Annotated in this window: 21 protein-coding genes; 14 read left to right on the forward strand and 7 right to left on the reverse strand. The window is 41.0% G+C overall.

Annotated features, from left to right (window positions below):
• Window positions 1-4: 4 nt before the first annotated feature.
• The 3 genes from ACOQON_RS12190 to ACOQON_RS12200 all read left to right on the forward strand — a co-directional run bounded on the left by ACOQON_RS12190 (window position 5) and on the right by ACOQON_RS12200 (window position 3,564).
• Window positions 5-2,683, forward strand: coding sequence for a CHAT domain-containing protein (locus tag ACOQON_RS12190; protein WP_420575694.1), 2,679 nt, complete (start codon window positions 5-7; stop codon window positions 2,681-2,683).
• 31 nt (window positions 2,684-2,714) lie between these two features.
• Window positions 2,715-3,284, forward strand: coding sequence for a hypothetical protein (locus tag ACOQON_RS12195; protein ID WP_420575695.1), 570 nt, complete (start codon window positions 2,715-2,717; stop codon window positions 3,282-3,284).
• A 97-nt stretch (window positions 3,285-3,381) separates the two neighbouring features.
• Window positions 3,382-3,564, forward strand: coding sequence for a hypothetical protein (locus tag ACOQON_RS12200; protein ID WP_420575696.1), 183 nt, complete (start codon window positions 3,382-3,384; stop codon window positions 3,562-3,564).
• Between the two features lie 17 nt (window positions 3,565-3,581).
• Here the strand turns inward: ACOQON_RS12200 and ACOQON_RS12205 are convergent, their stop codons facing one another.
• Window positions 3,582-4,784, reverse strand: a complete 1,203-nt coding sequence (locus ACOQON_RS12205) for a TlpA disulfide reductase family protein (RefSeq protein ID WP_420575697.1) — start codon at window positions 4,782-4,784, stop codon at window positions 3,582-3,584.
• 73 nt (window positions 4,785-4,857) lie between these two features.
• Between ACOQON_RS12205 and ACOQON_RS12210 the strand changes: the two genes are divergently transcribed.
• The 5 genes from ACOQON_RS12210 to ACOQON_RS12230 all read left to right on the forward strand — a co-directional run bounded on the left by ACOQON_RS12210 (window position 4,858) and on the right by ACOQON_RS12230 (window position 8,299).
• Complete coding sequence (locus ACOQON_RS12210; RefSeq protein ID WP_420575698.1) at window positions 4,858-5,292, forward strand: hypothetical protein; 435 nt, start codon at window positions 4,858-4,860, stop codon at window positions 5,290-5,292.
• Window positions 5,293-5,364: 72 nt separating this feature from the next.
• A complete protein-coding gene (locus tag ACOQON_RS12215; RefSeq protein ID WP_420575699.1) occupies window positions 5,365-6,519 on the forward strand; it encodes a DEAD/DEAH box helicase in 1,155 nt (384 codons plus the stop codon).
• Window positions 6,520-6,621: 102 nt separating this feature from the next.
• Window positions 6,622-7,194: a hypothetical protein gene (locus ACOQON_RS12220; protein WP_420575700.1), complete on the forward strand. Its 573-nt coding sequence runs from the start codon at window positions 6,622-6,624 to the stop codon at window positions 7,192-7,194.
• Between the two features lie 539 nt (window positions 7,195-7,733).
• Window positions 7,734-7,925, forward strand: a complete 192-nt coding sequence (locus ACOQON_RS12225; RefSeq protein WP_420575701.1) for a type II toxin-antitoxin system VapB family antitoxin — start codon at window positions 7,734-7,736, stop codon at window positions 7,923-7,925.
• Window positions 7,925-8,299: a PIN domain-containing protein gene (locus ACOQON_RS12230; protein WP_420575702.1), complete on the forward strand. Its 375-nt coding sequence runs from the start codon at window positions 7,925-7,927 to the stop codon at window positions 8,297-8,299. The genes ACOQON_RS12225 and ACOQON_RS12230 overlap by 1 nt, the downstream gene beginning before the upstream one ends.
• Window positions 8,300-8,340: 41 nt before the next feature.
• Here ACOQON_RS12230 and ACOQON_RS12235 read toward each other — a convergent pair whose 3' ends face one another.
• Together ACOQON_RS12235 and ACOQON_RS12240 are read right to left on the reverse strand one after the other, a co-directional pair.
• Entirely contained in the window at window positions 8,341-10,896 is a 2,556-nt protein-coding gene (locus tag ACOQON_RS12235) for an ABC transporter permease (protein WP_420575703.1), read from the reverse strand.
• A gap of 101 nt (window positions 10,897-10,997) precedes the next feature.
• Window positions 10,998-11,717 carry an ABC transporter ATP-binding protein gene (locus ACOQON_RS12240; RefSeq protein ID WP_420575704.1) on the reverse strand — a complete coding sequence of 240 codons (720 nt, stop codon included), beginning with the start codon at window positions 11,715-11,717 and terminating at the stop codon, window positions 10,998-11,000.
• Window positions 11,718-11,816: 99 nt separating this feature from the next.
• On the opposite strand from ACOQON_RS12240, the gene ACOQON_RS12245 reads away from it, so the two are divergent.
• Complete coding sequence (locus tag ACOQON_RS12245) at window positions 11,817-12,497, forward strand: arylesterase (RefSeq protein ID WP_420575705.1); 681 nt, start codon at window positions 11,817-11,819, stop codon at window positions 12,495-12,497.
• Window positions 12,498-12,504: 7 nt separating this feature from the next.
• On the opposite strand, the gene ACOQON_RS12250 is transcribed toward ACOQON_RS12245, so the two are convergent.
• On the reverse strand, window positions 12,505-14,298 hold the full coding sequence (locus ACOQON_RS12250) for a tetratricopeptide repeat protein (RefSeq protein ID WP_420575706.1): 1,794 nt from the start codon (window positions 14,296-14,298) through the stop codon (window positions 12,505-12,507).
• 99 nt (window positions 14,299-14,397) lie between these two features.
• Between ACOQON_RS12250 and mtaB the strand changes: the two genes are divergently transcribed.
• Genes mtaB through bcp form a run of 4 tightly spaced genes read left to right on the forward strand, consistent with a single transcriptional unit; the run spans window position 14,398 to window position 18,647 of the window.
• On the forward strand, window positions 14,398-15,708 hold the full coding sequence (gene mtaB, locus ACOQON_RS12255) for a tRNA (N(6)-L-threonylcarbamoyladenosine(37)-C(2))-methylthiotransferase MtaB (RefSeq protein WP_420575707.1): 1,311 nt from the start codon (window positions 14,398-14,400) through the stop codon (window positions 15,706-15,708).
• A 45-nt stretch (window positions 15,709-15,753) separates the two neighbouring features.
• Window positions 15,754-16,362: a fumarylacetoacetate hydrolase family protein gene (locus ACOQON_RS12260; protein ID WP_420575708.1), complete on the forward strand. Its 609-nt coding sequence runs from the start codon at window positions 15,754-15,756 to the stop codon at window positions 16,360-16,362.
• A gap of 3 nt (window positions 16,363-16,365) precedes the next feature.
• Window positions 16,366-18,198, forward strand: coding sequence for a M23 family metallopeptidase (locus ACOQON_RS12265; protein ID WP_420575709.1), 1,833 nt, complete (start codon window positions 16,366-16,368; stop codon window positions 18,196-18,198).
• On the forward strand, window positions 18,195-18,647 hold the full coding sequence (bcp, locus tag ACOQON_RS12270; RefSeq protein WP_420575710.1) for a thioredoxin-dependent thiol peroxidase: 453 nt from the start codon (window positions 18,195-18,197) through the stop codon (window positions 18,645-18,647). The genes ACOQON_RS12265 and bcp overlap by 4 nt, the downstream gene beginning before the upstream one ends.
• 44 nt (window positions 18,648-18,691) lie before the next feature.
• On the opposite strand, the gene ACOQON_RS12275 is transcribed toward bcp, so the two are convergent.
• The 3 genes from ACOQON_RS12275 to ACOQON_RS12285 form a co-directional block, all read right to left on the reverse strand.
• Window positions 18,692-20,023: a M28 family peptidase gene (locus ACOQON_RS12275; RefSeq protein ID WP_420575711.1), complete on the reverse strand. Its 1,332-nt coding sequence runs from the start codon at window positions 20,021-20,023 to the stop codon at window positions 18,692-18,694.
• A 64-nt stretch (window positions 20,024-20,087) separates the two neighbouring features.
• Window positions 20,088-21,419, reverse strand: coding sequence for a RagB/SusD family nutrient uptake outer membrane protein (locus ACOQON_RS12280; protein WP_420575712.1), 1,332 nt, complete (start codon window positions 21,417-21,419; stop codon window positions 20,088-20,090).
• A gap of 11 nt (window positions 21,420-21,430) precedes the next feature.
• On the reverse strand, window positions 21,431-24,475 hold the full coding sequence (locus tag ACOQON_RS12285; protein ID WP_420575713.1) for a SusC/RagA family TonB-linked outer membrane protein: 3,045 nt from the start codon (window positions 24,473-24,475) through the stop codon (window positions 21,431-21,433).
• A gap of 210 nt (window positions 24,476-24,685) precedes the next feature.
• On the opposite strand from ACOQON_RS12285, the gene ACOQON_RS12290 reads away from it, so the two are divergent.
• Window positions 24,686-25,537, forward strand: a complete 852-nt coding sequence (locus ACOQON_RS12290; RefSeq protein ID WP_420575714.1) for a transketolase — start codon at window positions 24,686-24,688, stop codon at window positions 25,535-25,537.
• Window positions 25,538-25,551: the final 14 nt, after the last annotated feature.

Genomic DNA, 25,551 nt, shown 5'->3' on the forward strand with positions numbered 1-25,551 from the left:
TAGAATGAAGCGAGTGATAATCCTACTATTGTTCTCTCATATTGCTTTTGGACAAGAGGCCGAGATGAAACAAGCCCAATCGCTTTACCTGGAAGGTGAATACGAAAATGCATACACACAATTTAAGGAAGCCGGTGACCTTTATTTCTCGAATGAAAAGTATGCTGAGTATGTGGATTCACATCTCCAAATGATCGATTGTCAGATTCATGCGGGGAATCCATTTCATGCAAAAAGCCTTTCTGAAAACACACTTACTTTTCTTAGCCTTGAATTACCCGAAGAAAAGACACTAAAAGCAAGGTCACTCACTTTTCTTGGTTTGAGTTATTTAAATCTTGGTAGAAATGATGAGGCGCTGGAAAGCTTACTTGAAGCAGAGCAACTCTTTTCTAAAGAAGATACCGAAGCAAAAGCCAACTGCCTGGATGCATTAGGATTAGTATACACCAACAATGAAAACAAGCAACTGGCTTCACAGTATCATGAACAGGCTTTCGTGATAAGACGAAAGCTATTTGGTCCACAGTCAATTGAAGTTGCCAATTCCTATAACAATCTAGGTCGTGTGTTTCTCAAAAGCGATCCGCTGCAAGCATTGATCTATTTCAACCGAGCCAAAGGTATCTATGAGGAAAAGCTTGGAAACAGCAGTAGACGTTCGCTAAGAGCAAACCTGAACATAGCTTTTGCTAACATGGAGCAAAAGAATTATGACGAGGCTCTGGAACGACTGAATGAAGTAAAACTCATCTACGATGCAAGCTATGAGGACGATCATCCAAATAAAGCATACATCCAATCAATCATTGGACGAGTACATCTTGAAAAGGACGAGTTTGAAAAAGCACTATTAAATCAAAAGGAAGCGCTTCAGATGTATATCAGCCTTTTTGGCGAAAAGCATCCGGAAGTAGCCAATACGTATTACCTCATCGGCGAGATATACAAGGCAAAGTCTGAATTTAAAACATCGGTTGAGTTTTATCAACGCGCCATCTATGCCAACCTGCCGGAGCAGGTTTATGAGAATGTTTATGAATTGCCAGAGCTGAGAAACTATTTCAATGCCGACATCCTTCTGACAACCCTTCAGGCAAAAGCCATTGCTTTGGGGGCTCTCCATTTTGAGAAATCACTCAATGTAAGAGACATTGTAGGTGCCATTGATACTTATAAAAAGTGTGATGACCTCATCACCATTGTGAGAAGAAAACGTCTGAATGAACAGGACAAATTAAGATTGGGACAAATAGCTAAGGAGGTTTATGAAAATGGCATTCAGCTTTCACTTATCCTGAGCGAGCAGAGTTTTAACAGAAAAAAGCACCTTCAAACTGCCTTTGATTTTTGCGAGCGAAGTAAATCATCCGTACTGCTTGAGGCAATCACAGAATCAAAAGCAAAGAAATTTGCCGGTATCCCGGAAGAGCAAATCCTTCTGGAAGACAGCCTGAAAGATGAAATATCCTTCCTGGAGCAGCAGCTTGCTCATCAGGAAAATGCAGATGATCAGGAAATGAAAGACCTGCTGTTCAGTTACCAAAATGCTTACCGTTCTTTCATATCCAATCTGGAAAGCCAATACCCAGAATACTACAAATTAAAATATGACCAATCCATCGCTACGGTCGCCTCCGTACAAAAGCACCTGAGTGAAAACACTGCACTTCTCTCCTATTTTTTAGGGGATGATAATGTCTACATTTTTATAATCACACAAAACAAGATAGAGGCGGTACGCAAAGAGAAGGGAGAGGATTTTAATAAGCTCACTTCGGGGTTAAGAAACGGAATCAAATACAACAGCAAAAGCACTTTTTTAAAATCAGCCAAAGGCTTGTATGAACTGCTCATCCCTAAATTAAAATCAGATATTTCTGAATTAGTCATCCTACCGGATGGGGTGCTGGGCACACTACCATATGAGGCTTTCATCCATCCGGATAGTGAGTCAGATAGCTTCACCAATGCTGACTTCCTTATAAGAAGTTATCATGTTTCGTACGATTACTCTGCCACACTTTTCAATGAAAGAAAAGCGGATGATAAACAAATAAACCCTGAGATTTTGCTCATCGCTCCCGTAAACTTTGATCAAAATGATGTCCAAATGTCGGCCTTACCCGGATCAGAAAAGGAGATTGATGAGATCAGGTATTTATTCATGGGAGCCAATTGCGAAACCAAAGTGCAAACCAACAGAGATGCAAGCGAGACCAATTTTAAACGCGAGAACCTGGGTAAATATCGCTACCTACATTTCGCCACACACGGCCTGGTAAACGAGTCTGAGCCAGCCCTTTCACGAATATTCTTGCGCCCGGATGAAACTGAAGATGGAAGCCTTTACACCGGCGAAATATATAATCTAAATATTGATGCTGACCTAGTTACACTGTCTGCATGCGAGACCGGCATGGGTAAGGTAGCCAAAGGCGAGGGTATTGTTGGGTTGAGTCGAGCATTGCAGTATGCGGGAGCTAATAACATTATCGTTTCACTCTGGCAGGTAGCAGATGCCTCCACAGCACAAATGATGATTGAGTTTTATCGGTACAACCTGAACAACGAACATCATGGATATAACACTGCCTTACGTCAGGCAAAACTCTCACTCCTGAATTCTGAAGAATACTCCAGGCCCTATTTCTGGGCTCCCTTTATTCTGGTAGGGATGTAAGTGTCTGAACTGGTGTAGTTGTTATCCTCACATGAAAACAATCACCTATCTCCTATTTTCTCTCTTCACTATTCATGCGCTTGCTCAATATGATTACGAGCCATCTTCAAAAAACCCATTCGGAAGTCCAAATCCCAATGGGCCAGAAGAATTGAATGACTGGAAGCTATTAATTGGACAATGTACCTGCAAATCTGTGTCACGAATTGACCAAAACACCTGGGCAGATACTGTGATGATGACCTGGACTTTCAAGTACATCATGAATGGAATGGCCGTTCAGGATGAAACCCTAAAAAAAGATGGGGCTCATTCTGGCAGTATTCGTCAATTCAACTCAGACAGCAGCAAATGGTACGTTCACTACTACTCATCCTCGAGTGCAGTAACAAAGCTGCCCAGCTGGGAAGGAAGCAAAAAAGAGAATGGTCATATTATACTCTACCGTGAACAGCCTGCACCAAACGGAAATCCCGGTTATTACCGTTTAACATTCTCAAACATCTCAGAGGAAGGTTACGATTGGGTGGGAGAATGGGTAAATGAAGCTGAAACATTTGCATACCCGACCTGGAAGATATTTTGTAAGAAGAATGAGTAAGAAAACATAATTCTTAACAAGTTCGCAGCTAAACTTCAGGATTCTATCAGAATTATTTCACACCTTACTGGTCCTAATATCCTGTAATCGATTGAGTATGAAGAGAGTAAAAATCGGTGACATGGTGGAAAGTGACTATGGTAAGGGACGTGTGTTGGCAGAAACGAGCCAGTGGATCATCCATGACAATTCAGCCAATAACAGTGATGCAGAATTTGCCATATTGAAGTCTGATGATTATTACCAGGTGGTAAAAGAATTTGAACTTCAAACTTCCTGAATGTCCAAGACATGAAGCTATTCAGCTAATAACGATTCAATAATTTCATTAAATCGTTGATCAAATGCCTGATAATATTCACCTGTTGCCGGGCCATTGAAATAGCTATGCACATACCTTACGTATCCGGATTTATCCAGAATAACCAAAGTAGGGAATGCCTCAATGCGTTCCATGAATGGAAAAGGCATTGCAGCTCCTGTTTTGCTCAGTCGTCCTCCAAGCACCATGTCGTAAGGGATATTATTCATTTCCCTGTATTCTTTCAGGCGTTCAAGCCCATATTCCTGTGAATAATTAGCCTCAAATGATGCAGCTAGTATTGCCACCTTCCTGTCCTGATTCTGTTGATACCATTTCACTAAATACTTCGTCTGATCCAGGCTATTCGGACACCACGTTCCAAACAATTGAATAATCAGCACTTTTCCTTCATATCTCGAAGGATCAATAGCCCCTTTTCCTTCCCCGGCAGCCAACAAATCGTAATAAGGAGTTTCCACTCCCGGATCAACCTGAACCATCTCAAATGGATCTTCCAATTCCACTTCCTCGCTATAAACTGCAGTCCACGGCTCACTATACCCATCGTCATAAATCATCTCTCCTACCCATCCCTCCGGTGTTCTTTTTCCTATAAATGCAAACGCATGGGCTCCATCAAAACAAGAGAGCTTGAGGGAGTCGCCATCCAAAATGCCTTCAAAAAATCGATAATCACTCACCTGCGTCATGATCGTTCCGGTGATGATATGTCCTCTCTGTGTAAAGAGTCCAACTCCCTTAGACATGCCCGGTGATTCCGGTGAAAATGTGATATCCCACTTTTTTTCAACCGGCGCAGAAGACCTTACACTGGTTTTCGCCAGACGCGGCTTTCCAAATTCAGCTGTAAATGGAAGCGTCAGGTCACGGTAATATTTTTTGTAGACCCCACTCAACCCCATAGCGGTATATCGAGCACGGATCTCTACGTCGAAAGGATCAAGAGGAATGATGATGCTATCGCCTTCGATCCTCGCGTTTGTCACAGTATTGCGTTCACTTCCATTGATAAAAGTGATTTCAGGAATTTCCCCACTCGGGTACCCAATTTCGAATGTCAACGGCACCTTCACATTAGTATAGTGAATATCTCCCCTCCATTGGCCGGGTTTAATAAGCTGTGAGATTGCATGGATTGAACAGGATAAGAGTATTAAGGCGAGTATTGGCTTCATAAATCGGAAGATATAAACTTCTAAGCTTGGAATGAAATAAGTATATTTAACAATTAACCAACCTAAATTAATTATGACAAACGAATCTGTAAAACCACCTGTATGGTTTTGGGTAGTAGCGGCGATTGCCCTCCTTTGGAACCTGGCGGGCGTGGGTGCCTACCTGGGGCAGGCTTTTATGACTGATGAAATGCGTGAAGCCATTCCGGCTGACCAACTACAAATGATTGATGGCAGACCTGCATGGGCCACTGCAGCTTTTGCAATAGCAACATGGGGTGGACTTTTGGGTAGTATCTTACTTCTTGCAAGAAGAGGTCTTGCCTACATGATCTTCATTATTTCACTGGCTGGGGTAATCATACAAATGATCTATGAAGTGTTCATGATCGAAAATCCGGTAAGCTACGGTCCGGGAGAAGTAGTGATGTCTTTGCTCATCCCGATTTTTGGAATCGTATTGATTCTTATTGCCAAAAAGGGGAAATCTGCTGGCTGGCTGAAATAGTATTCAATAAAAATCTAATTCGTAAAAAGCGTTACCTTATCCGGTGACGCTTTTTGTTTTATCAAAATTGCTTTGATTGATGCATCTTTGCCGCACATGACATTTAATGATTTTAACCTAGACGATCAGCTTACAGAAGCGATCGATCACATGGGCTTCTCGGAGGCCACACCCATTCAAGAGGAGGCCATCCCGGCTATTTTAGAAGGAAGAGACCTGATTGCCTGCGCACAAACCGGAACAGGTAAAACAGCAGCCTTTGTTATCCCCACACTTAACTATTTGGCACAAAACCCAAGTGACGATGTAAAAGTATTGGTAGTGGTACCAACCCGAGAATTAGCAATTCAAATAGATCAGCAAATAGAAGGGTTCTCCTATTACCTGTCTGTTCATTCCATCGCCATATATGGTGGTGGAGATGGTTCAGATTTCGCGCAGCAAAAAAAGGCACTGACGCAAGGCAGCAATATTGTAGTGGCAACTCCCGGCAAACTTATCTCACACTTAAACCTGGGATATGTAAAGTTTGATCAAGTGACACATTTGATTCTGGACGAAGCAGACAGGATGCTGGACATGAATTTTTATGATGACATCAAGAAGATCATTACTTACCTGCCAAACCTGAAGCAAACATCCATGTTTAGTGCTACCATGGCACCTAAAATAGAGAAGCTGGCGAGAGAGATTTTAAAAGATCCAAAAAAGATCGAACTGGCACTGGCCAAACCTGCGGAAAACATCAGCCAGGAAGTATACCGGGTAGAAGAAGGCTACAAAACCGAACTCATCAGCAAACTCATCGGACGATATGATGCTTTTGAAAGCATTTTGATCTTTAGCTCTACCAAAAAGAAAGTCTCCGAGATTGTGCAGAGCCTGAAAAAAGCCGGGCTGGAAGCTAAAGGCATCTCTTCCATGCTGGAGCAGGACGAACGAGAGCGCATTCTACTGAAATTCCGAGCGAAAAAGCTACGTATTCTGGTTGCGACAGATGTACTATCCCGTGGCATTGATATTAAGGACATCAATCTGGTGGTCAACTATGACGTGCCCAATGATGCTGCGGACTATGTCCACCGCATCGGTCGTACAGCGCGGGCTAAAACCAGTGGAGTAGCAATTACGCTCGTAAGTAAGGCCGACGATTACAAAATGAAGCGCATTGAAAAACTCATCGAGCGTAAGCTGGAGAAAGTGGATTACCCGATGCGGAGGCGTTAAGACTTATCAAGCAGCTAGTTTGTGGATTAAGAAGTGCTTTCGCGTTATTTGTAAGTGAATGACGTTTTGCGTAAAAAAAATATTGGCATTAATTAAATGACAATGCTACAAGAATATATTGATTCTGTTTTCAGTTTTGAGAAAAACCAATCTACAGCAGGGTTTGAAGAAAGAGTCGGTCCGCCTGATGAGCTATCTGCGGTAATTGGACGCATCACTATGAATTTTCAGTACCTAGAAAATGAATTGAAAGAAAGAATTATCCAAATGCTCGAATTGGATCAAGTAAAGGGACACATAATAGTTTCAGAATTGACTTTCAAAAATTTAGTTAATCTTTTCAGTTCTCTCTACCATAATTTAAAAGCTAACTACCATTTTAATGGATTACCAAATTTTGAAGACGAATATTTTAAGGAGCTTCTTAAAGCGTTGAATAAATGTGAAGAAATGAGAAATCAGATCATTCATTCTACAATAATTGAAAACTGGCAGACTAAAGAAATAACGAGGAAAAAAATGACATCCAAAGCTAAAGTTGGATTAAAAATAACTAAAGAGAATATTGATATTCCTTATCTATTCGATGTAGCGGACTACATAATCGCAATGAGTATAGAAGTGGAAGAATTTTTCATCGATTTTAAAAGAAAAACGAATACCCATAATGGCTAAAAATCATATCTGCTCCGTAGGATAGCAGCACTTTTTAGCCGGAACGCACCACACTACTAAACGTAAAAACACTTAACTTGTACTGAGTAAATCTTTAAAATATGCCTGCTGGTTACGGAATAGTTAAACATGCTAAGGATCTTGCAAGACTTAACAGAAAAAATGCTAAAAACCGAGGAAACTTTCAAAGGACTTACAAGAACAAATTCCCGGATTACGATTTTAATTTCAATGAACTTAGCCCTGAAGAACTGGAAGAATTTCGAATTCAATACTTAAAAAAAAGTAAAAGGGAAAACATCCGCACTGTACTACTCACAATAGCAATTACCCTAATTCTCGGAGCAACTATTTGGTGGATAATTAGCAGTGTGTAGCAAACTCTTCCTCAGCCTCGGTTCGTGTCCCCACGAACCGACAAACAAACTGGTTTGTGAGGACACAAGCTTTGGCGATAGTAAAGGTGGATTGTCCAATACGAAGGAGATAACTCTAAACCAAAAATATGCGTATATTTATGCATAATAACATCATTTATTATGCGAACTACATTAGATATTCCGGAAGAATTGATCAAAGAAGCAATGAAAATTACTGGTTCTAAAACCAAAAGTGCACTCATTAAAGAAGCACTCGAAGCTCAGATCAAGCGAATCAAACGAAAGCGTTTGCTCTCTTTTAAGGGCAAAATTGATCTTGATCTTGACTTAGATAGCCTCAGAAACCGGTAATGTCCGTACTTGTAGATAGTTCTGTATGGATTGATTATTTCCGAAATGGAACTGACCTCTTAGATCAGTTGATAGAGGAAGATTTAGTTGTTGCCAATGATATTATTCTTTCTGAGTTAATCCCTGCGCTAAAGCTTCAAAAGCAAGAAGATGTCATTGAAAGCTTATTGAGCCTTGAGTTAGTTGAGCTGAACATTGACTGGAAGCTGATTAGAGAGTATCAAATCATTAACCTGCAAAATGGAATAAACAAAGTAGGAATACCTGACTTAATCATACTACAACAAACTATTGAGCAGAACCTTTATCTATTCTCATTAGACAAGCATTTCAAACTGATGCAAAAACATTTTGATTTTAAAATGTTTGAATAGATTCCGGCTCAAGGCCGGAATGACGTTCTTATATGATTTGGTTACCCCTCCCTCCTCAACACCTCCATCGGAGACTCTCGAACTACGCTTCTGCTGTTGAGTAAACCGATCAGGATGCTCATACCGGTTACCAGCACAAAGACAATCCCGATTTGAGAAGCATTTGGTATGAACGTAAACTCGAACACAAACTGCCCCAGCAATGTGGTAAATAGCCCTGCTAAGAGTATTCCGCTAAGCGCGCCTAGCGCTCCCAAAAAGAAATACTCAGCAATGGTAATCGTCCAGAGTTGTTTTTTGGATGCTCCCAGCGTTCGGAGCAGAACATTCTCCTGCACCCGCTGAAACTTGCTGAGTATGATCGAACTGATCATCACAATGATCCCTGTTCCAATACTGAAAAAGGCCATGAACTGGATCACAAAAGCTACCTTCCCCAACACATCTTCTAACGTCTTTAAGATCAGCTCCAGATCAATGATAGATACATTTGGAAACTTGCTTACTACCTCTTGCTGATATTTGACTGATTTCATCATATCATCCACTCTTGTGACGAGCACATGAAACTGAGGCGCACGTTCCAGTGCACCCTTTGGAAACAGCACCAGGAAGTTCGTTTGCACCCTGCGCCAGTCGATCTCCCGGAAGCTACCTACGTACGTTTTCAGAATCGCTCCCTGTACGTTAAAGGTGAGTTCATCCCCAAGTTCAATGTCAAGGTTGTCTTTAAATCCTTCTGAGATACTGATATACACACTGTCGTTTCGAACCTCTCCGATCCATTCGCCCTCTACAATTTTTTCCGAATCAATTAATGAATCCCGATAGGTGACCCGATACTCCCGACTGTACGCCCAGTCAGAGATCGAAACCGTAGTATCATTAAAGGCTTCATCTTTGGTGTATCCTTTCACTTCCAGCAGCCGCATAGTCACTACCGGAACATCTTGTGTGATCGGTAAATCATACTCACGCGTCAATTTCTTTATATCCTCATGTTGTTCGGATTGGATGTCAAACAGCACGGTATTAGGTCGATCATTCGCCGCTGACAAAGAAACCCGCTGCACTAACAAATCCTGCATGAAATAAAGGGTAGCTAAAAAGGCTGTTCCCAAACCAAGCGCTGTTATCAGGATGACGGTTTGGTTGTTTGGACGATAGAGATTTGAAAATCCCTGTCGCCAGACATATTTCATCGATTGAGGCACCAGTTTTCGGGTAAGCCAGCTTACTCCTTTTCCAATTCCCCCAAGTAATGCTATCGCACCTATTAAAATTCCGGAAAAAGCCAGTGACTCGTCCAGCTCCTGTATCTGCCAGAAAACAGAGAGAAAGATGAAAAGAATGATTCCTCCTGCGATTGGGATCAAGGCCTTATCGAGTTTGAACTTACTCTCTCCAAAACCCAGCCGAATGGCTGAGAGCGGACTGATCTTTCGCAGACCTATCAAAGACAATAGCCCAAACAAAAGGGATATAACGATTCCGATCAGCACACCCACAAACAGTGCCGGCCAGTAGGGTTCCGGCACCAGATCGATGGGAAGAAAATCCTGGACCACCACCGGTAAATACATGTGAATAGCTAACCCCAGCAAACTACCTATGACCGATCCAATGAATCCAAACAAGGTGACCTGAATCAGGTAGACCCTCACAGCCTGTTTGGCTTTCATGCCTAAACATCTGAGTACCGCCACTGCCTGTACTTTGCTTTTCGCATAGACATATATAGCACTGGCTACTCCCAGGCACCCCAGCAGCAATGCTGTAAAGGCCACCAATTCCAAGAAATTAGCCAGATTTTCAAAGTCTTCACCTGTCTCTCTTTTCTCTTCCTCTACCGTTTCTACGTCATATCCTTTTTGTTCTGCCAGTTTCGCCATCTTGCCCCACCTTCCTGTGGTATCTACCTCCTCTGAAAACTGGAAATAATGCACATAGTTGATGCGGCTCCCCTTCTGGATCAGGCCCGTCTCCTCTAAATACTGGTAAGGGATATAGACCACCGGCGACACGGAAGATGAAACATCTGTTTGTCCCGGAATCTGCGTGATTGCACCGATGATCTCAAACGTAAGTGCACCAACATTCAGGCTGTCTCCCACCTGCGCATCATACTGGATCATCATCTTTTCATCCACCAAAGCATACCTGTCCTCTCTGAATCGCTGGGATGCTTCTTGCGGATTGGTTTCAATCGCTCCGTAATAGGGGTAGTCTCCTTCCAATGCTCGAACCTGAACAAGTCGGGTACCTTTGGACTCGGTGAACATCACCATCGAAGCGAAATAATTCTCCTTCGAATGCTTTACTGTAGCTGATTTGAATTGCTGCAACAGACTATCCGGTAAGTCCCTCCTGCCCCGCACCCTGAAATCCGACCCGACCAAGCCTTTCGCCTGCTTATCGATCTCCTGCAATAGGTTTTCTCTGAATGAGGTTATTCCCACCATTGCGGCAATCCCTAAGGAAATAGATGCGATGAACAACAGGAGTTTTCCTCTGCTCTTTCTGCTATCCCTCCATGCCATTTTCCATGGCCAGGATTTGCTGTATTTAGTGGGTTCTATGGTTACTTTTCGATCCATTTAGCTTTTATAGTCATGCTGAGACTGGCCGTCCGCACTCGTTTCAGCATCTATATCATTATATTGAAGACTCTGAAACAAGTTCAGAGTGACCCTATTATTCACGAAACAGCTTTATTCAGTATGATATTCTTGCCCTTCCTTTGATCAATGATTCGTCCACCCTTGAGTTGAATGATCTTTTCTGTTTTTTCAGCAAGTTCCAGATCATGCGTTACCAGAATAAGTGTGGTGCCTTTTTCCCGATTGATCTCGAATAGCAAGTCCTCCACAGACTGACCGGTTTCTTCGTCAAGGTTTCCGGTAGGCTCATCGGCGAAGAGGATTTTTGGTTCATTGGAGAAAGCCCGTGCTATCGCCACACGTTGCTGCTCCCCTCCTGACAGCTGCGATGGATAATGATGCATACGCTCCGCCAGTCCTACTCGTTCCAGTAAATCTGAAGATCGATTTCTGGCATCTTTAACACCTCTAAGCTCCAGTGGAATCATGACGTTTTCCAATGCGGTAAGTGTTTGGATCAATTGGAAGTTTTGAAATACAAACCCTACATATTGGTTGCGAACTTGCGCCATTTCATCTTCAGTCAATCGATCCAGAATAATATGATTAAGCGTGATTGAGCCTTCTGTTGGACGATCCAAACCTGCACATAATCCCAGCAAAGTTGTCTTTCCGCTACCCGAGGGTCCTACCACAGCAACAGACGCACCTTCACCCACTGAGAAACTAATATCTTCTAATACATGTACTTCTCTTGATCCGGACTTAAATGTTTTTGAGAGGGACGAAACCTCTAAAATGGATGATTCGTTGGGCATGGAGAAAATTTAAAAGGTAAACGAAAAGTGGATTTGCATGTTAATTTAGCCTGATGTCTTCGATAGAAGATCATTTCACTCACGATAATACAACTAACAATGTTTCTTAGAGTTCAAATTATATTCCTGACGTTGCTATTTATTGGTTGCGGTCAATCCAAAGAATCGAAGCAAAAAACAGGTAATGATCGCAAAGAAGAGGCGGCTGAATCTGTCAAAAGTAAGGGAGATAAAAAGGTTATTCTCTTTTACGGAAACAGCATCACGGCTGGTTACCAACTGGATATGGACCAGGCTTTTCCTGCACTTATTCAAAAAAGAATAGACTCTTTGGGACTTAACTACCAAACCATCAATGCCGGTCTCAGCGGTGAAACATCAGCAGGTGGCAAAAGCCGAATTGATTGGGTGCTACGGACGGTTCCGGATATTTTCTTTCTTGAGCTTGGAGCCAATGATGGTTTGCGAGGACTGCCACTAGAAGAAACTTATAAAAACCTACAGGATATTATTGATGCGGTAGAAAAGGAAAACCCGGAGGTGAAAATCATCATAGCAGGAATGATGGTGCCACCTAATCTTGGAGAAGATTACACCTCAGAATTTAAAAACCTCTTTCCCTCACTGGCTAAAGAAAATGATGCAATCTATATTCCATTCCTTCTGGAAGGTGTCGCAGGTAATCCTGAATTGAACCTTGGAGACGGCATCCATCCTACACCGGAAGGCCATAAAATTGTAGCAGAAACGGTATGGAAGTATCTAAAGCCTTTGTTATAGATGGCACCTATTTATTAATACCTTCCTCACTCAATATCTGGCTTACTTTTCGAATAACCTGATCTAATTCTTCCGCAGAATCCAGTAAGCTATTATTTAATTCCTTTCGTTGTGTGTCCGGAATGCCCCTATTGGACTTGAGCTGGTCCGTGATACCTAAAATACGGGCGAGAGGTGCTCGCACATGGTGTGCGTTTGAAAACGCATACTCTCTTAGCTTTTCATTCTGAGCCTGAATGTGTGCTGTTCTCATCCTTACTTTTTCTTCCAACGATTCATTCATCTGCTTGATTTCCTCATTCACATTGATCAACTCTTCAGCCTGCTCTGCCAGCACTTTCGATTGCCTGGTAATCTCTTGGTTCTTTCTTTCCAAAAGTTCAATGTGCCTTTTTCTGGACTTATAGAAGCGATAGCCTATATACAGAACACTTAGAGATAAAATAAACACAAAAGAGCCCCCGTATATGATGAGGTTTTGCCGCTGAATCTGAAGCTTATTTCTTTCAATAGTGGCTTCATTCAATCTGTTTTGATTAGCTAGCATTTCGTTTTCATTAGAGATTTTTTCCAGCTGATAACGACTTTCGAAAATGGCAATCTCTCTACTCTGTCTTTCTGAATTCAGGCTGTCATAATAGGCCTTATGCATAAGCGAATATTCAAAGGCCAGTACATAATTCCTCTTTGAGGAATAGGTTTCATAAAGCAATTTACTCGCATCGCTCATGCCTTTTCTGTATTCCAAAATCCGACTGACCTCCAACGCCTCCTTAGCATGTTCAATTGCTTCATCAAATAGATTAAAGTGATCGTAATATTTCGCAACAGACAGGAGATTCTCAATTACCCCTACATGATACCCGATCTTACTAAAAATTTCATAGGCCTCGCGGTAGGACGCTAAAGCTTCATCATACTTCCCCTCATTGAAATGCACATTGCCGATATCATTTTTAAGGTTAGCTTCTAAGATTTTATTTCCTACCGAATTCGATATGTCAAGTGATTTGGTGAAATATTCCAACGCCTTTTGTTCGTCACCTATCAAAAGGTGGATGGTTCCTATATTCCTTAAGGAGGTGCCCACACCAAGCATCTCGTTGTACTTCGCATGCAAGTCATGTGCCCGAGTATGATACTCCATTGCCAACTCATACTCCCCACTTTCTTTGTAGATATCTCCAATATTTGAGAATGTACTGGAAAAGGCGTCCTCTTTACCTATTTCCTCCTTTATCTCAATGGACTTAAAATAGCATTCCAGTGCTTTGGAATAGTCGCCTAAATCCTGATAAACCATGCCCATATTATTGTAGGTCCCTCCTTTTCCTTCCATGTCTCCAATCTGATCTTTCACGTCAAGGGATCGCTCATATGAACGAAGAGCCTCGGTAAAGTTTCCTTTGATTCGCATGATAATTCCAATATTATTTAATGCCCGATTAACCCCTCTCAGATCTCCAATTCGTTCAGAGACTTTCAGGAATTTCTCATAATATTCCAGTGCTGCATCCAGATTAGATTTTGCATATTCGAGTGTTCCCAGGTTGTTATAGGCATTTGCAACCCCCTTTTCGAATCCTACTTTCAGAGCCATTTCCCTTCCCAGATCAGTATACTTTATCAAAGAATCTGATGAAATCTGGTAATGCAAAAAACCAATCTTCAATAAGATTAATGCCTTGGTGGTGTCATGTTTCGCTGTTTTGAGCTCAAGACGCAAGCTGTCTATTTCCTTTGTCTGTCCGAGGGAGGATAGGCAGAAGCACACAGCGGCAATATGTATTAATCGCTTCATTGAGTAAATAGGGCGGATGGTGTCATTAATTTACTAAATCCCTAATAATCATTTATATAACTACTAAAATGTTTATTAATCTTAAATTTGCGATCCGCTATGAAAAAGGTCGCATTTTATACGCTTGGATGTAAGCTGAACTACTCCGAGACGTCTTCTATTTCGAGGATGTTTGAAGATCGTGGATACATAAAAGTAGATTTTACTGATCAACCGGATATTTTTATCATCAACACATGCTCAGTTACTGAAAATGCGGATAAGAAATGTAAAAAAATTGTAAAAGAGGCTAAGAAAATATCTCCGAGCAGCTTTGTTACAATCATAGGATGCTATGCCCAGTTAAAGCCCAAAGAAATCTCTGAAATAAACGGTGTTGATGCAGTGCTGGGTGCTGCTGAAAAATTCCGTTTATTTGATTACCTGGATGATTTCACAAAAGGAGGTGTTTATGCATCTGAGATTAAAGAAGCAAAAACTTACAATGCCTCCTACTCCATTGCAGATCGTACGCGGACGTTCCTAAAAGTTCAGGACGGTTGCAATTATGGATGTGCCTTTTGTACTATTCCTCTAGCTCGTGGCAAAAGTCGTAGCGATAGTATAGAAAACATCGTTGCTCAGGCCAAAGAAATTGCTCGGACAGATGTAAAAGAAGTTGTGCTCACCGGAGTAAACATTGGGGATTTTGGTATTCAGGATGGAAGAAGAAAAGAGAAATTCATTGACCTTATCAGAGAACTGGATCAAATAGAAGGCATTGATCGGTTCAGGATTTCCTCCATTGAGCCTAATCTACTTTCCAATGAAGTGATTGAATTCGTAGCTCAAAGCAAGCGATTTGTACCTCACTTTCATATTCCACTACAATCTGGTAGCGACACGATTTTGAAGAGAATGAACCGTCGCTACCTGAGTGACCTCTATCAAAGCAGAGTAGAAAAAATAAAAACAATCATGCCGGGTTGCTGCATCGGTGTGGATGTGATTGTCGGGTTTCCCGGTGAAACGGAGGATGAGTTTCTTAAAACCTACAACTTTCTGAATGAGCTGGACATTTCATATCTGCATGTTTTCACCTATTCTGAGCGCCCGAATACCAAAGCTGTTGACATGGAAGGTGTGGTAGATCAGGGTGAACGAAATGAGCGGTCAAAAATGCTTCGGGGACTTTCTGAAAAGAAAAGACGTTATTTCTACGAGCATCAACTCGGCAATACGTTTGAGGTTCTTTTTGAAGAAGATGTGCAGGAGGGTATCATGCATGGGTTTACTGAAAATTATGTTCGCGTCGCAGCTAAGTATGACCCTATACTTATTAATGAAATTAAAAGTGTGACATTAAAGTCCATCAACGCTGATGGCCATGTGGAAGTAGAAGAACCAGAAGAAGCACTGATTCACCATTAATCAAATCTGCTTTCTTTCCCTGTGTTTGCTCATTATTTTTGATGCATGAAGATTATCTGCATTGGAAGAAATTATGCCGAACACATCGAAGAACTTGGGAATGAGCGACCGGAACATCCGATTATTTTCATGAAGCCGGATACGGCACTGATTAAGAATAATGACCCTTTTTATTATCCGGACTTTTCCAAGGACATTCATCACGAAGTTGAAATTTTGGTTAAGATCAAGAAAGAGGGAAAGTCAGTGGAGAAAGAGTATGCACATCAATATTATGATGAAATAGGTCTAGGTATTGATTTCACTGCCAGGGACTGGCAAACCAAGGTAAAAGAAAAAGGACATCCCTGGGAGATTGCCAAAGCCTTTAATGGCTCAGCACCCATCTCGAAATTCATCCCTAAAGGAGACAGAGATATGACCGATGTAAACTTCCGATTAGAAAAAAATGGAGAAGAGGTGCAAAATGGAAATACCAGTCTCATGCTCTGGCCGATTGATGAAATCATTTCGTACGTCTCTCAGTTCATTTTACTCAAAACCGGAGACATTATCTTCACAGGTACTCCGAAAGGTGTAGGACCTGTTCAAATCGGAGACCGATTGGTAGGATTTTTGGAAGACAAACAGATGTTTGATTTTGAGGTTAAGTAGTTGATGAAACTTATTGGTACATACATTTTAATATTTTCATTATTTAAAGGATTTGCGCAGGATTTTGAAGCGATCGACTATCAGTTTCCTATCAATCCCGGTCAGCAGAATTATCTGGCAGGCACAGTAGGTGAAATTCGCAGCTCACATTTTCATACTGGTATTGATGTAAAAACCGGTGGTCGAACCGGTCTTCCCATATATGCCGTGGCTGATGGGCATATTTCCAGAATCAAAGTTTCGGCTTCCGGCTATGGATACGCGCTGTATATGAAGCATCCCAATGGAACGTTTTCGGTGTATGCTCACCTGGAGGCATTTGATCCAAAGATTGCTGCATGGGCTTTGAAAGAGCAATACAGGAAGGAATCATTTGAGGTTGACCTGTTTCCTGAGGCGGGTCAGTTTCCTTTTAAGCGAGGAGATATCATTGGTTATTCTGGTAATACGGGCTCATCCAGTGGCCCTCACCTCCACTTTGAAATCAGGGATGCCAATCACCAACCAATTGATGTGCTCAGTCTTGGTTTTGATGAGATCAGAGATAACATCCCTCCTGTTGTACAAGAGGTTGCTTTCGTCACCCTCGAAGAAGACGCACGAGTAAATGGTTTATTTGGGAGATATGAATTTGACCTAATTAAAACCAAGAATGGCTATGAGACTATAGAACCCATCAGCTTAAAAGGAAAAATAGGAGTTGAAATCTATTCATACGATCCAATGGACGGCATTCCCAATCGAAATGGAATCGTGAAAACTACCTTTCAGCTTGATGGTGATACCTTATTCTCAGAGTACAAAGAAGCATTCAATTTCAGCAAGCAACGGAATGTTTTAGTACACTACAACTACCCTGCATACAAAAATGGAAGCAGGCGTTTCAACAAACTTTACCTGGCAGATGGAAACGAGCACAACATTTATAATGTGGTGAATCGGGGAGTACACTTTTCTGATCAAAGCGAAATTTTAATTGAAACTGCAGACAGCTATAACAACGTATCCGCAACCAGAATAACTCTTAGCAAAGAGTATGGGGCGAATGCTCCTAAAATTCATGCACCAGAACAAATAGGAAATTATCTCCATTTCAAATCCAACCAGCAAGCATCGGTAATGCTGGAAGATTGGGTGCCGTTAAAACCTTATACCCAAAATGGTGAGGATCAATATTATATCTGGGATTTAAGAAAGGGAACTCCCAAAAATCTTTTTATAGACGGTGAGACAACCAAAACCGGTTTAGTGGGACTACTGCCATCGAATCAGGAAATAAGCTATTTACAAAAAGAATTTACTTTAAACTTAAGCAGGCGCTCACTTTTTGATACACTTTACCTGGCATTCGAAAAAGAATATGATTCTACCAGAAATCTTGAGCTTTTTCACTTTCAAAACCCTACACATCCCTTTCGCTCAAATATTGAAATTGCACTAAACCCGGAAAAAAATTATAATCAGGAAAAGGCAATGGTCTATTCCGTTTTCGGGAATCGATTCAATTTTATGGGTGGCGAGTGGGAAAATGGACACATCAGCTTCTCAACAAGGGATTTGGTTACATATACGATTTTGGAGGATAGTATTCCTCCATCCATTGAATTAAAGATGGCTAACGCTGATTACCTGAAATTTAGAATTGATGATGAACTCTCTGGCATTAAGAGCTTCGAGGCAACTATCAACGGCGAGTTTGTGTTGATGCACTACGAACCGAAAAGAAAACTTATTTGGTCACAAAAATTGAATGAAAACATTCCTTTTAAAGGAAGGTTTGTACTAGAAGTAATAGATAATTCAAACAACGGAACCATTTATACTAAAACACTATGATCACATTAAAGCCAGGCGACAAAGCACCAGATTTCGAAAGTAAGGATCAGGATGGGAATCCAATAAAACTATCCGATTATAAAGGAAAAAAGGTAGTATTCTACTTCTACCCAAAAGACAACACCCCTGGGTGTACCGCTGAGTCATGTAATCTCAGAGACAATTACGAAGAACTTCAAAAACAAGGATATGAGGTGCTGGGAGTAAGTAGTGATGGAGAAAAATCACATCAGAAATTCATAGCCAAACATGAACTCCCTTTTAAGCTGATTGCGGATGAAGACAAGTCTGTTCATGAAGCTTATGGCACTTGGGACTTAAAGAAGTTTATGGGTAAAGAATACATGGGCACACTGAGAACTACGTTTATTATTGACGAAGAAGGAAAGATTGAGGAAGTGATAGAAAAAGTAAAAACAAAGGATCATACTGCTCAGATTTTGAAATAGAATTAAGTCGTCCTACCACTAAAAGTGGTAGGACGACTAAGTTTTTATCTCTTCACTTCTGCTGGAAATACTACCAAACTTTCGTTTCCATCTTTTCCAACGGCAGATACTCCGAAAAAGTAGTTATCGATCACAATGCCTTTTAAGGTAAACTCCGTTTTATCCTTATCTACATTGTAAAACATATCCCATGTTGGGGAGGTTGTCTCTCTAAAATACACCTTATAACCAGCCAGGTTTGCATGATCCACTGCATCCCAATAAAGTGTTGTTGAAGGCTCTACAGCTCCACTAATAGCAACATTTTCAGGTTCAGGAGGTGCAGATGCTAATGCAGCTAGTGTGATTGCATTCACCGCAGTAAGTTTTGCTGCATATTCAAAGTTGACATGTTCGATCACATCTCCATATTTAATTCCATTTTCTACTCGAATGTCTTGGTGCTGTTGGGTATAATTTTCATGCGCCTCCATGATCCTCACCCCGGCAAATCCTGCATCACAAAATGGACGGTGGTGTCCACCTCTTCCAAAACGATCTAAACGGTAAATCATCATGGGATTCATTTCAGGCATGTAAGTCTTCGTCATTGTATAGACATAGCGAGCAAGCTGTCGTGATATGCCGTCTACTTCACCACCATAATACCTTCTCATACGCTGTTGAAAGTCAGAATCTGTTGGGTTAGTCGGTTCAGAAAAAATACGAAAAGTACGATTATCGATCACGCCATCAACACCCTTGATGTTACCAATCATATCGTTGTTAAGCACACCAACTATCTCCCACCCTTCTTCTATAGCCTTAGCCGCCAGGTGCTTACCACCATAAAGTCCCTGCTCTTCACCAGAAAGACCTACTAATAAGATTGAGCTTTCAAAATCATACTTAGATAGTATCCGAGCTGCTTCAATCACCCCGGCCATTCCGGATGCATTATCGTTTGCGCCGGGGGAGTCATCTGTGTAATTGAGTGGGTCTGAAACGCGGCTATCAATGTCTCCTGCCATGATAATGTACCTATTGGGATAAGTAGTACCTCGCTTGACGGCCAGTACATTTACAATCTCTGTGTCCTTGGTTATTCGAGTCTTTGCATTGCCTTTCTCCAGTGTACGCTGCATCGAAACTTCGTAGCATCCTCCACACTCTTTGGATATTTTTTCAAACTCTGATTTGATCCATCTTCTTGCAGCACCAATTCCACGAGTTTCAGATTCTGTTTCAGACATGGTATGTCTGGTTCCGAACGAAACTAGTTTCTGAATATCAGCTTCAATTCGATCAGGGTTGACCTCCTCTATTATTTCATAAGGAGTTTGAGAGGAAGCGTATGAAACAATAACTATAAATAAAAAGGTTAATTTATCTTTCATAGTTTAGATTTTAAAATAAAAAAAGCGCTCCATAGAGAACGCTTTTTAAAATAACTTATTGAGATTAACTTGTATATCCCGGGTTTTGATCCACAGGATTGGTATTTGTTTCTCTCTGAGGAATTGGCATCAGCATTTCATCATCATCCCATGCAAATCCATCTGATGATCCTTCCAACCTTTTCACATCATGATAGAAAACACCCTCCATACCTAACTCCAGTTTACGCTCATTTAGAATGTCATTTAGTGTAACAGCTCCGAATGTATTTGCATTCGCTCTGTTTCTCAATGCATTGATGTCATTCAAAGGAGTATCACCTACGGTTGTTCCTAGGCGTTGGTTGCATTCTGCTCTTATTAAGTACATCTCTGCTGCTCTTATCAAAGGAACATTTGCAAATTGGTTAGTGTACTTGGCAGTTAGTCCTCCAACTGTAAAGTTGGCCCGATCATCCGTTGGATCATCGAACAGGGCAAAATAGGCAGCAGTTGGTGTAATATCACCCCCTCTACCTCCGTTTGCCTGTGATGCGTAAAAAGTAATCAATTCATTTTCACCCGTCTGGCTAGTTACCTGAAAAGCAAAAATATCCTCATTACTATCTGCATCATTGTTAAAAGCAGCAGCATAAGATCCTACTATATCATGCCCGCTATTTTGCAATACATCATTAGCAGCATCTCTAGCATTCGTATAATCACCTTGCTGAAGATAAACACGTGCTCTTAATGCCTGAGCCGCATAACGATCGGCAAAGAAGCCATTTGACTCTGGCAATAATGTATACGCATCATTAAGGTCGTTTAATATTTGTGTATACACTGCCTCAACACTTGCTCTATCAGCGGTTAAATCCTGACCAAAATCTGTAATTCCGGTTATTCTTAACGGGACACCTAGCTGAGTATTTCCCCCTCCCGGATTATATTTCTGACCAAAGAATCGTATTAGATCGAAATAACCCAGCGCTCGCAAAAACTTAGCTTCACCTTCAGCAGTTTCTGCTACCGCTTGATCTTCAATTATACTAACATTATCTATGACAAGATTTACTAAATTGATATACTGATAGGTATTAACCCACCCACGATCCACATCGTTATTGTCAACCAATACTTGTTTATTTCTAATTTGACGATATCCAAGGAAGGTACCTCCCCAGTTTAATGACCCATCACTTCCAAGAAGATCAGCCATAATTTGAAAGTTTCCTCCGTATGAAGCACCATCTCCTGCTTCTTGGTATGCTCCAACAAGTGTCGCTAGCAAGTTTTGTTCAGATGAAACCGCGGACTCAAGTGATATGCTCTGTTCGGGTTCAATCTCAAGTCTATCTTCACAACTAAATGTAAAGACAGCTATACCTATTAATATTATTTTAAATTTTTTCATTTCTTCTGCTATTAAAAGTTAACATTCACACCTAAAGAAATAGTTCTCGCAGGAGGTGCTGAATAAAATTCATTACCCGGATTAGAACCTCCAACATCTGATGTTGACTCAGGGTCAAATCCTTTTCCTCGGTCAGTGTAGCTGGTAAAAGTCAGCAAGTTTATACCAGAAATATAAAAACGAACTCTCTCCAACTTGGCGAGTTCAGCAATGTTTGATGGCAAAGTGTAACCAATACTCGCATTTCTCAAACGTATGAAATCCGCTTCTCTCAAATATCTCGTAGAGTTAGCAGTTCCATTTCCTCCAAGAAAACGTGCCTGGGGAACATCTGTGATATCACCAGGCTGCTGCCATCTTCTCAACTGATCTCTTGTCTGGTTATCCAGAAAGTCTGCATTTGTTGAAGCAAATCGGCCACCACCATTATAAATACTTGCACCCCACTCGCCCTGAAAGGTGAATGAGAAATCAAAGTTTTTATAGTTAATAGTGTTTGTAAGACCTGCAATTAGCTCTGGGAACGGATTTCCTACTACCGTTCTTTCGGCTGCATTTGGATCATTTGTTGTCGAACGATCTATCGTTCCATCTGGGTTTTCGGTATTTAGATAGTACAGAGCATCACCATTATCTGGGTCAACCCCTGCATACTCTAACAAATAGAATGCACTCACCACTTCTCCCTCTCTGATTATATTTTGTCCTGTTATAACATCAGCTCCGTCATTTGGTAAAGAAAGCACTTCACTTTTGTTATTCGCTATATTGAAGTTTGTACTCCATGTAAAATCATCTCTTTCAATATTTGTTGTGTTCAAAACAATCTCAATTCCTTTATTCTCGATCTCTCCAATGTTAGAATTGATATCAATCAGTCCGGAACTAGGAACCAAAGGAACAGCGAATATCAAACCATCGGTTCGCTTGTTATAATAATCAAACTCAATAGAAACACGATTATCAAGCACTCCAACTTCAAAACCAACATCCAACTGTGAAGTTTCTTCCCATGTAAGACTATTGTTTGGCGCCTGAGTAAGCAAAATACCTGAACGCTGATTATATGAGGCTGACCCAAATAATCCCCTTGAAGCAAAATTGCCTATTTCAGCATTTCCTGTGACCCCATAACTTCCTCTTAGTTTCAAGAAAGAAACGACTGTATTGTTATTTAAGAAACTCTCTTCAGATACTATCCATCCTACAGATACCGCAGGAAAAACTCCATATCGTTCATTCGCTCCAAATCGAGAAGAACCATCCCTTCGAATAGACGCTTTAAAAATGTATTTACCCATGAAGTCATATTGTGCACGGGCAAAAATTGATGCGAATGAATAACGAGTTATAGATCCAGTGCCTCCAGTCACCTCTGCTCCGCTAGAAGGAGTTTGGAAATCATCCGTAGGAAATTCAATAGCTGTTACCGTTTGATCTCTACGTGTCGACTCGTTAAGTTCAGTACCTACTACAACGTTTACATTGTGATCATTTGCAAACGTTTTTTCGAACGTTAAATAATTACTTAAAATGTAATTCTCTGTTCGGGTATTATCCCAAAAAGCTTCACCATTTGTTGATTGAAAAGGAACGCGACTTCCATCCCAAGAATTTTCCTCCTGACTAAAAATATCATATGCAAAATCAGAATTGATTCTTAAGAAATCAAGAATTTGGTACTCTAAAAAAGCTTTACCAGTAACACGTCTTACGGTAGTCTCATAGCTTCCATATTTATCCTGTCGTAAGAAATTGGCATAAGTAGTTTCCGTATTTGGCTCGCCATTCGCATCTACTGCTCTTACCAATGGTGATTGAGCAATCGATTGAACTGGAGTTACAAAAGCATTATCATTTGCAACTCGATCAATAAATGTACGAGAATACCCAAGATTGATGCCCGCTCTAAACTTTTCAGAAAAGTTATGGGAGACATTAGACCTCAGATTAAAACGTTCCAAAGAGTTGCCACGTAGAATACCATCTGTTTTGTTATACGCTCCAGATAGGAAAAATTGCGTTTTAAGGTCTCCGCCAGAAGCAGAAAAACTAAAATCCTCAACTGAACCATCCTGAAACATTACATCCTGCCAATCAGTATCGACATTTAAACCATTTCCACCATAGAATCCAAAAAAGTCTTCCTCTCCTGAAAGAATATCAATCATATCAGATTGACCATTTGGAGCATAAAACACACCATCTGCATCTTCACCAAATTCATTATTCCAAGCCTCTGTAAATAACTCAATATACTCCGGGCCATTGAGCATTTCAATTCTATTTGTCGGCTCACTGACCCCATAGGAATAGTTTACGCTGAAGTTTGTCTTTCCGGCTGATCCTCTTTTGGTAGTAATCACAACAACACCATTCGAACCTCTTGCTCCATAAATTGCCGCTGCGGAAGCATCTTTCAATATATCAATTGACTCGATCTCATTTGGAGAGAGTGTTAATAAAGGATTTGATGTTCCACCATTACTTGACTCATCATTATTAATTAAAGGAATACCATCTAGAACATATAGAGGCTGTGTGCCAGCACTTATGCTTGCCTGGCCTCTAATACGTATATTGATACCTCCATCAACTTTACCATTATCCTGAGTTATATCAACTCCTGCGGCCTTAGCAACTAATGTGTTTTGGAAGCTGGAATTAGGAATTTCCTTTAACTCTTCCCCTCCGATAGTTGCTACATTACCTGTAAGCAATCGCTTGGATTGAGTACCATATCCAACCACTACAACTTCTTGCAACTCAGTTGCTCCTCCCAATGTTATATCAACTGTTGTTCGTGAACCTACATTCACCTCTTGGGTCTCAAAACCCACATAAGAGAAAACCAGGATCGCACCCTCATCTACAGAGAGTCTGTAATTACCCTCCAAATCAGTTGTTGTGCCCGTTGTTGTGCCCTTAATCACAACATTCACTCCAGGTAATGACTCGCCAGAATCATCGGTGACCTTACCTGAAACTGTTCTCTGTGCCATCGAAAACGAGATAGCAACAGAGAACAAAGTAATTAGTAGTAAAATCCTCTTCATACTTTACTTTGTTTAGTTTAAAAATTGAATACTAAAAAATGTCTACATGTAATTTACATCATAAATAAATGACCACTTATCTGGTGTTTTGGTTGTTTCATCCAATTAAAACAAACCCAAAGACAATATGTTAAGAAGCACTCTTTATTTAATAAGGCCCTCTCAATCAATCAGGATTATTACATTTGCCACCTTGAAAATATAAGCCCAATGTCAAACCCTCCTAACCTGGAAAACCTTAAAAAAATTTGTTCGCAAGTTCGACGAGATATCGTACGAATGGTGCATGCCGTAAACTCCGGACACCCGGGCGGATCGCTAGGATGTACTGAGTATTTTGTCGCACTGTACAATCATATTATGAAATATGATCCTTCTTTTAATATGGAGGGTAGAAATGAAGATGTTTTCTTCCTTTCTAATGGTCATATTTCCCCAGTGTTTTACAGCACACTTGCCAGAGCTGGTTTTTTTGATATTTCAGAGCTTTCCACATTTAGAAAACTCGACTCGAGACTTCAAGGGCATCCTGCTACAGAAGAAGGGCTTCCGGGTGTAAGAATCGCTTCAGGATCACTTGGTCAGGGGCTTTCAGCTGCCATTGGAGTGGCCTTAGCTAAAAAAATAGATGGAGATGATCGAAATGTGTTTGTATTGATGGGAGATGGCGAACAACAGGAAGGACAGATTTGGGAAGCTGCAATGTTCGCTGCTCATAATAAGGTTGATAACCTCATTGCTACCATCGATTACAATGGTCAGCAAATTGATGGTCCATTGGAAGAAGTTAATAGTCTTGGTGACCTGAAAGCTAAATATGAGGCCTTTGGGTGGGAGGTGCTGGAATGCAATGGCAATGAATTGGGACAATTAATTGAAACATTGGAAAAAGCTCGATCTAAGTCGGGAAATGGCAAACCGATCATGATCCTCATGACCACCGAAATGGGCAAAGGTGTTGACTTTATGGAGGGAACACACAAATGGCACGGGGTTGCACCAAATGATGAACAACTCGCAGATGCCCTTAGCCAATTAGAAGAAACGTTAGGAGATTACTAAAACCACCAAATACG

It is taken from the genome of Ekhidna sp. (genome assembly GCF_965221965.1).
GTDB lineage: Bacteria > Bacteroidota > Bacteroidia > Cytophagales > Cyclobacteriaceae > Ekhidna.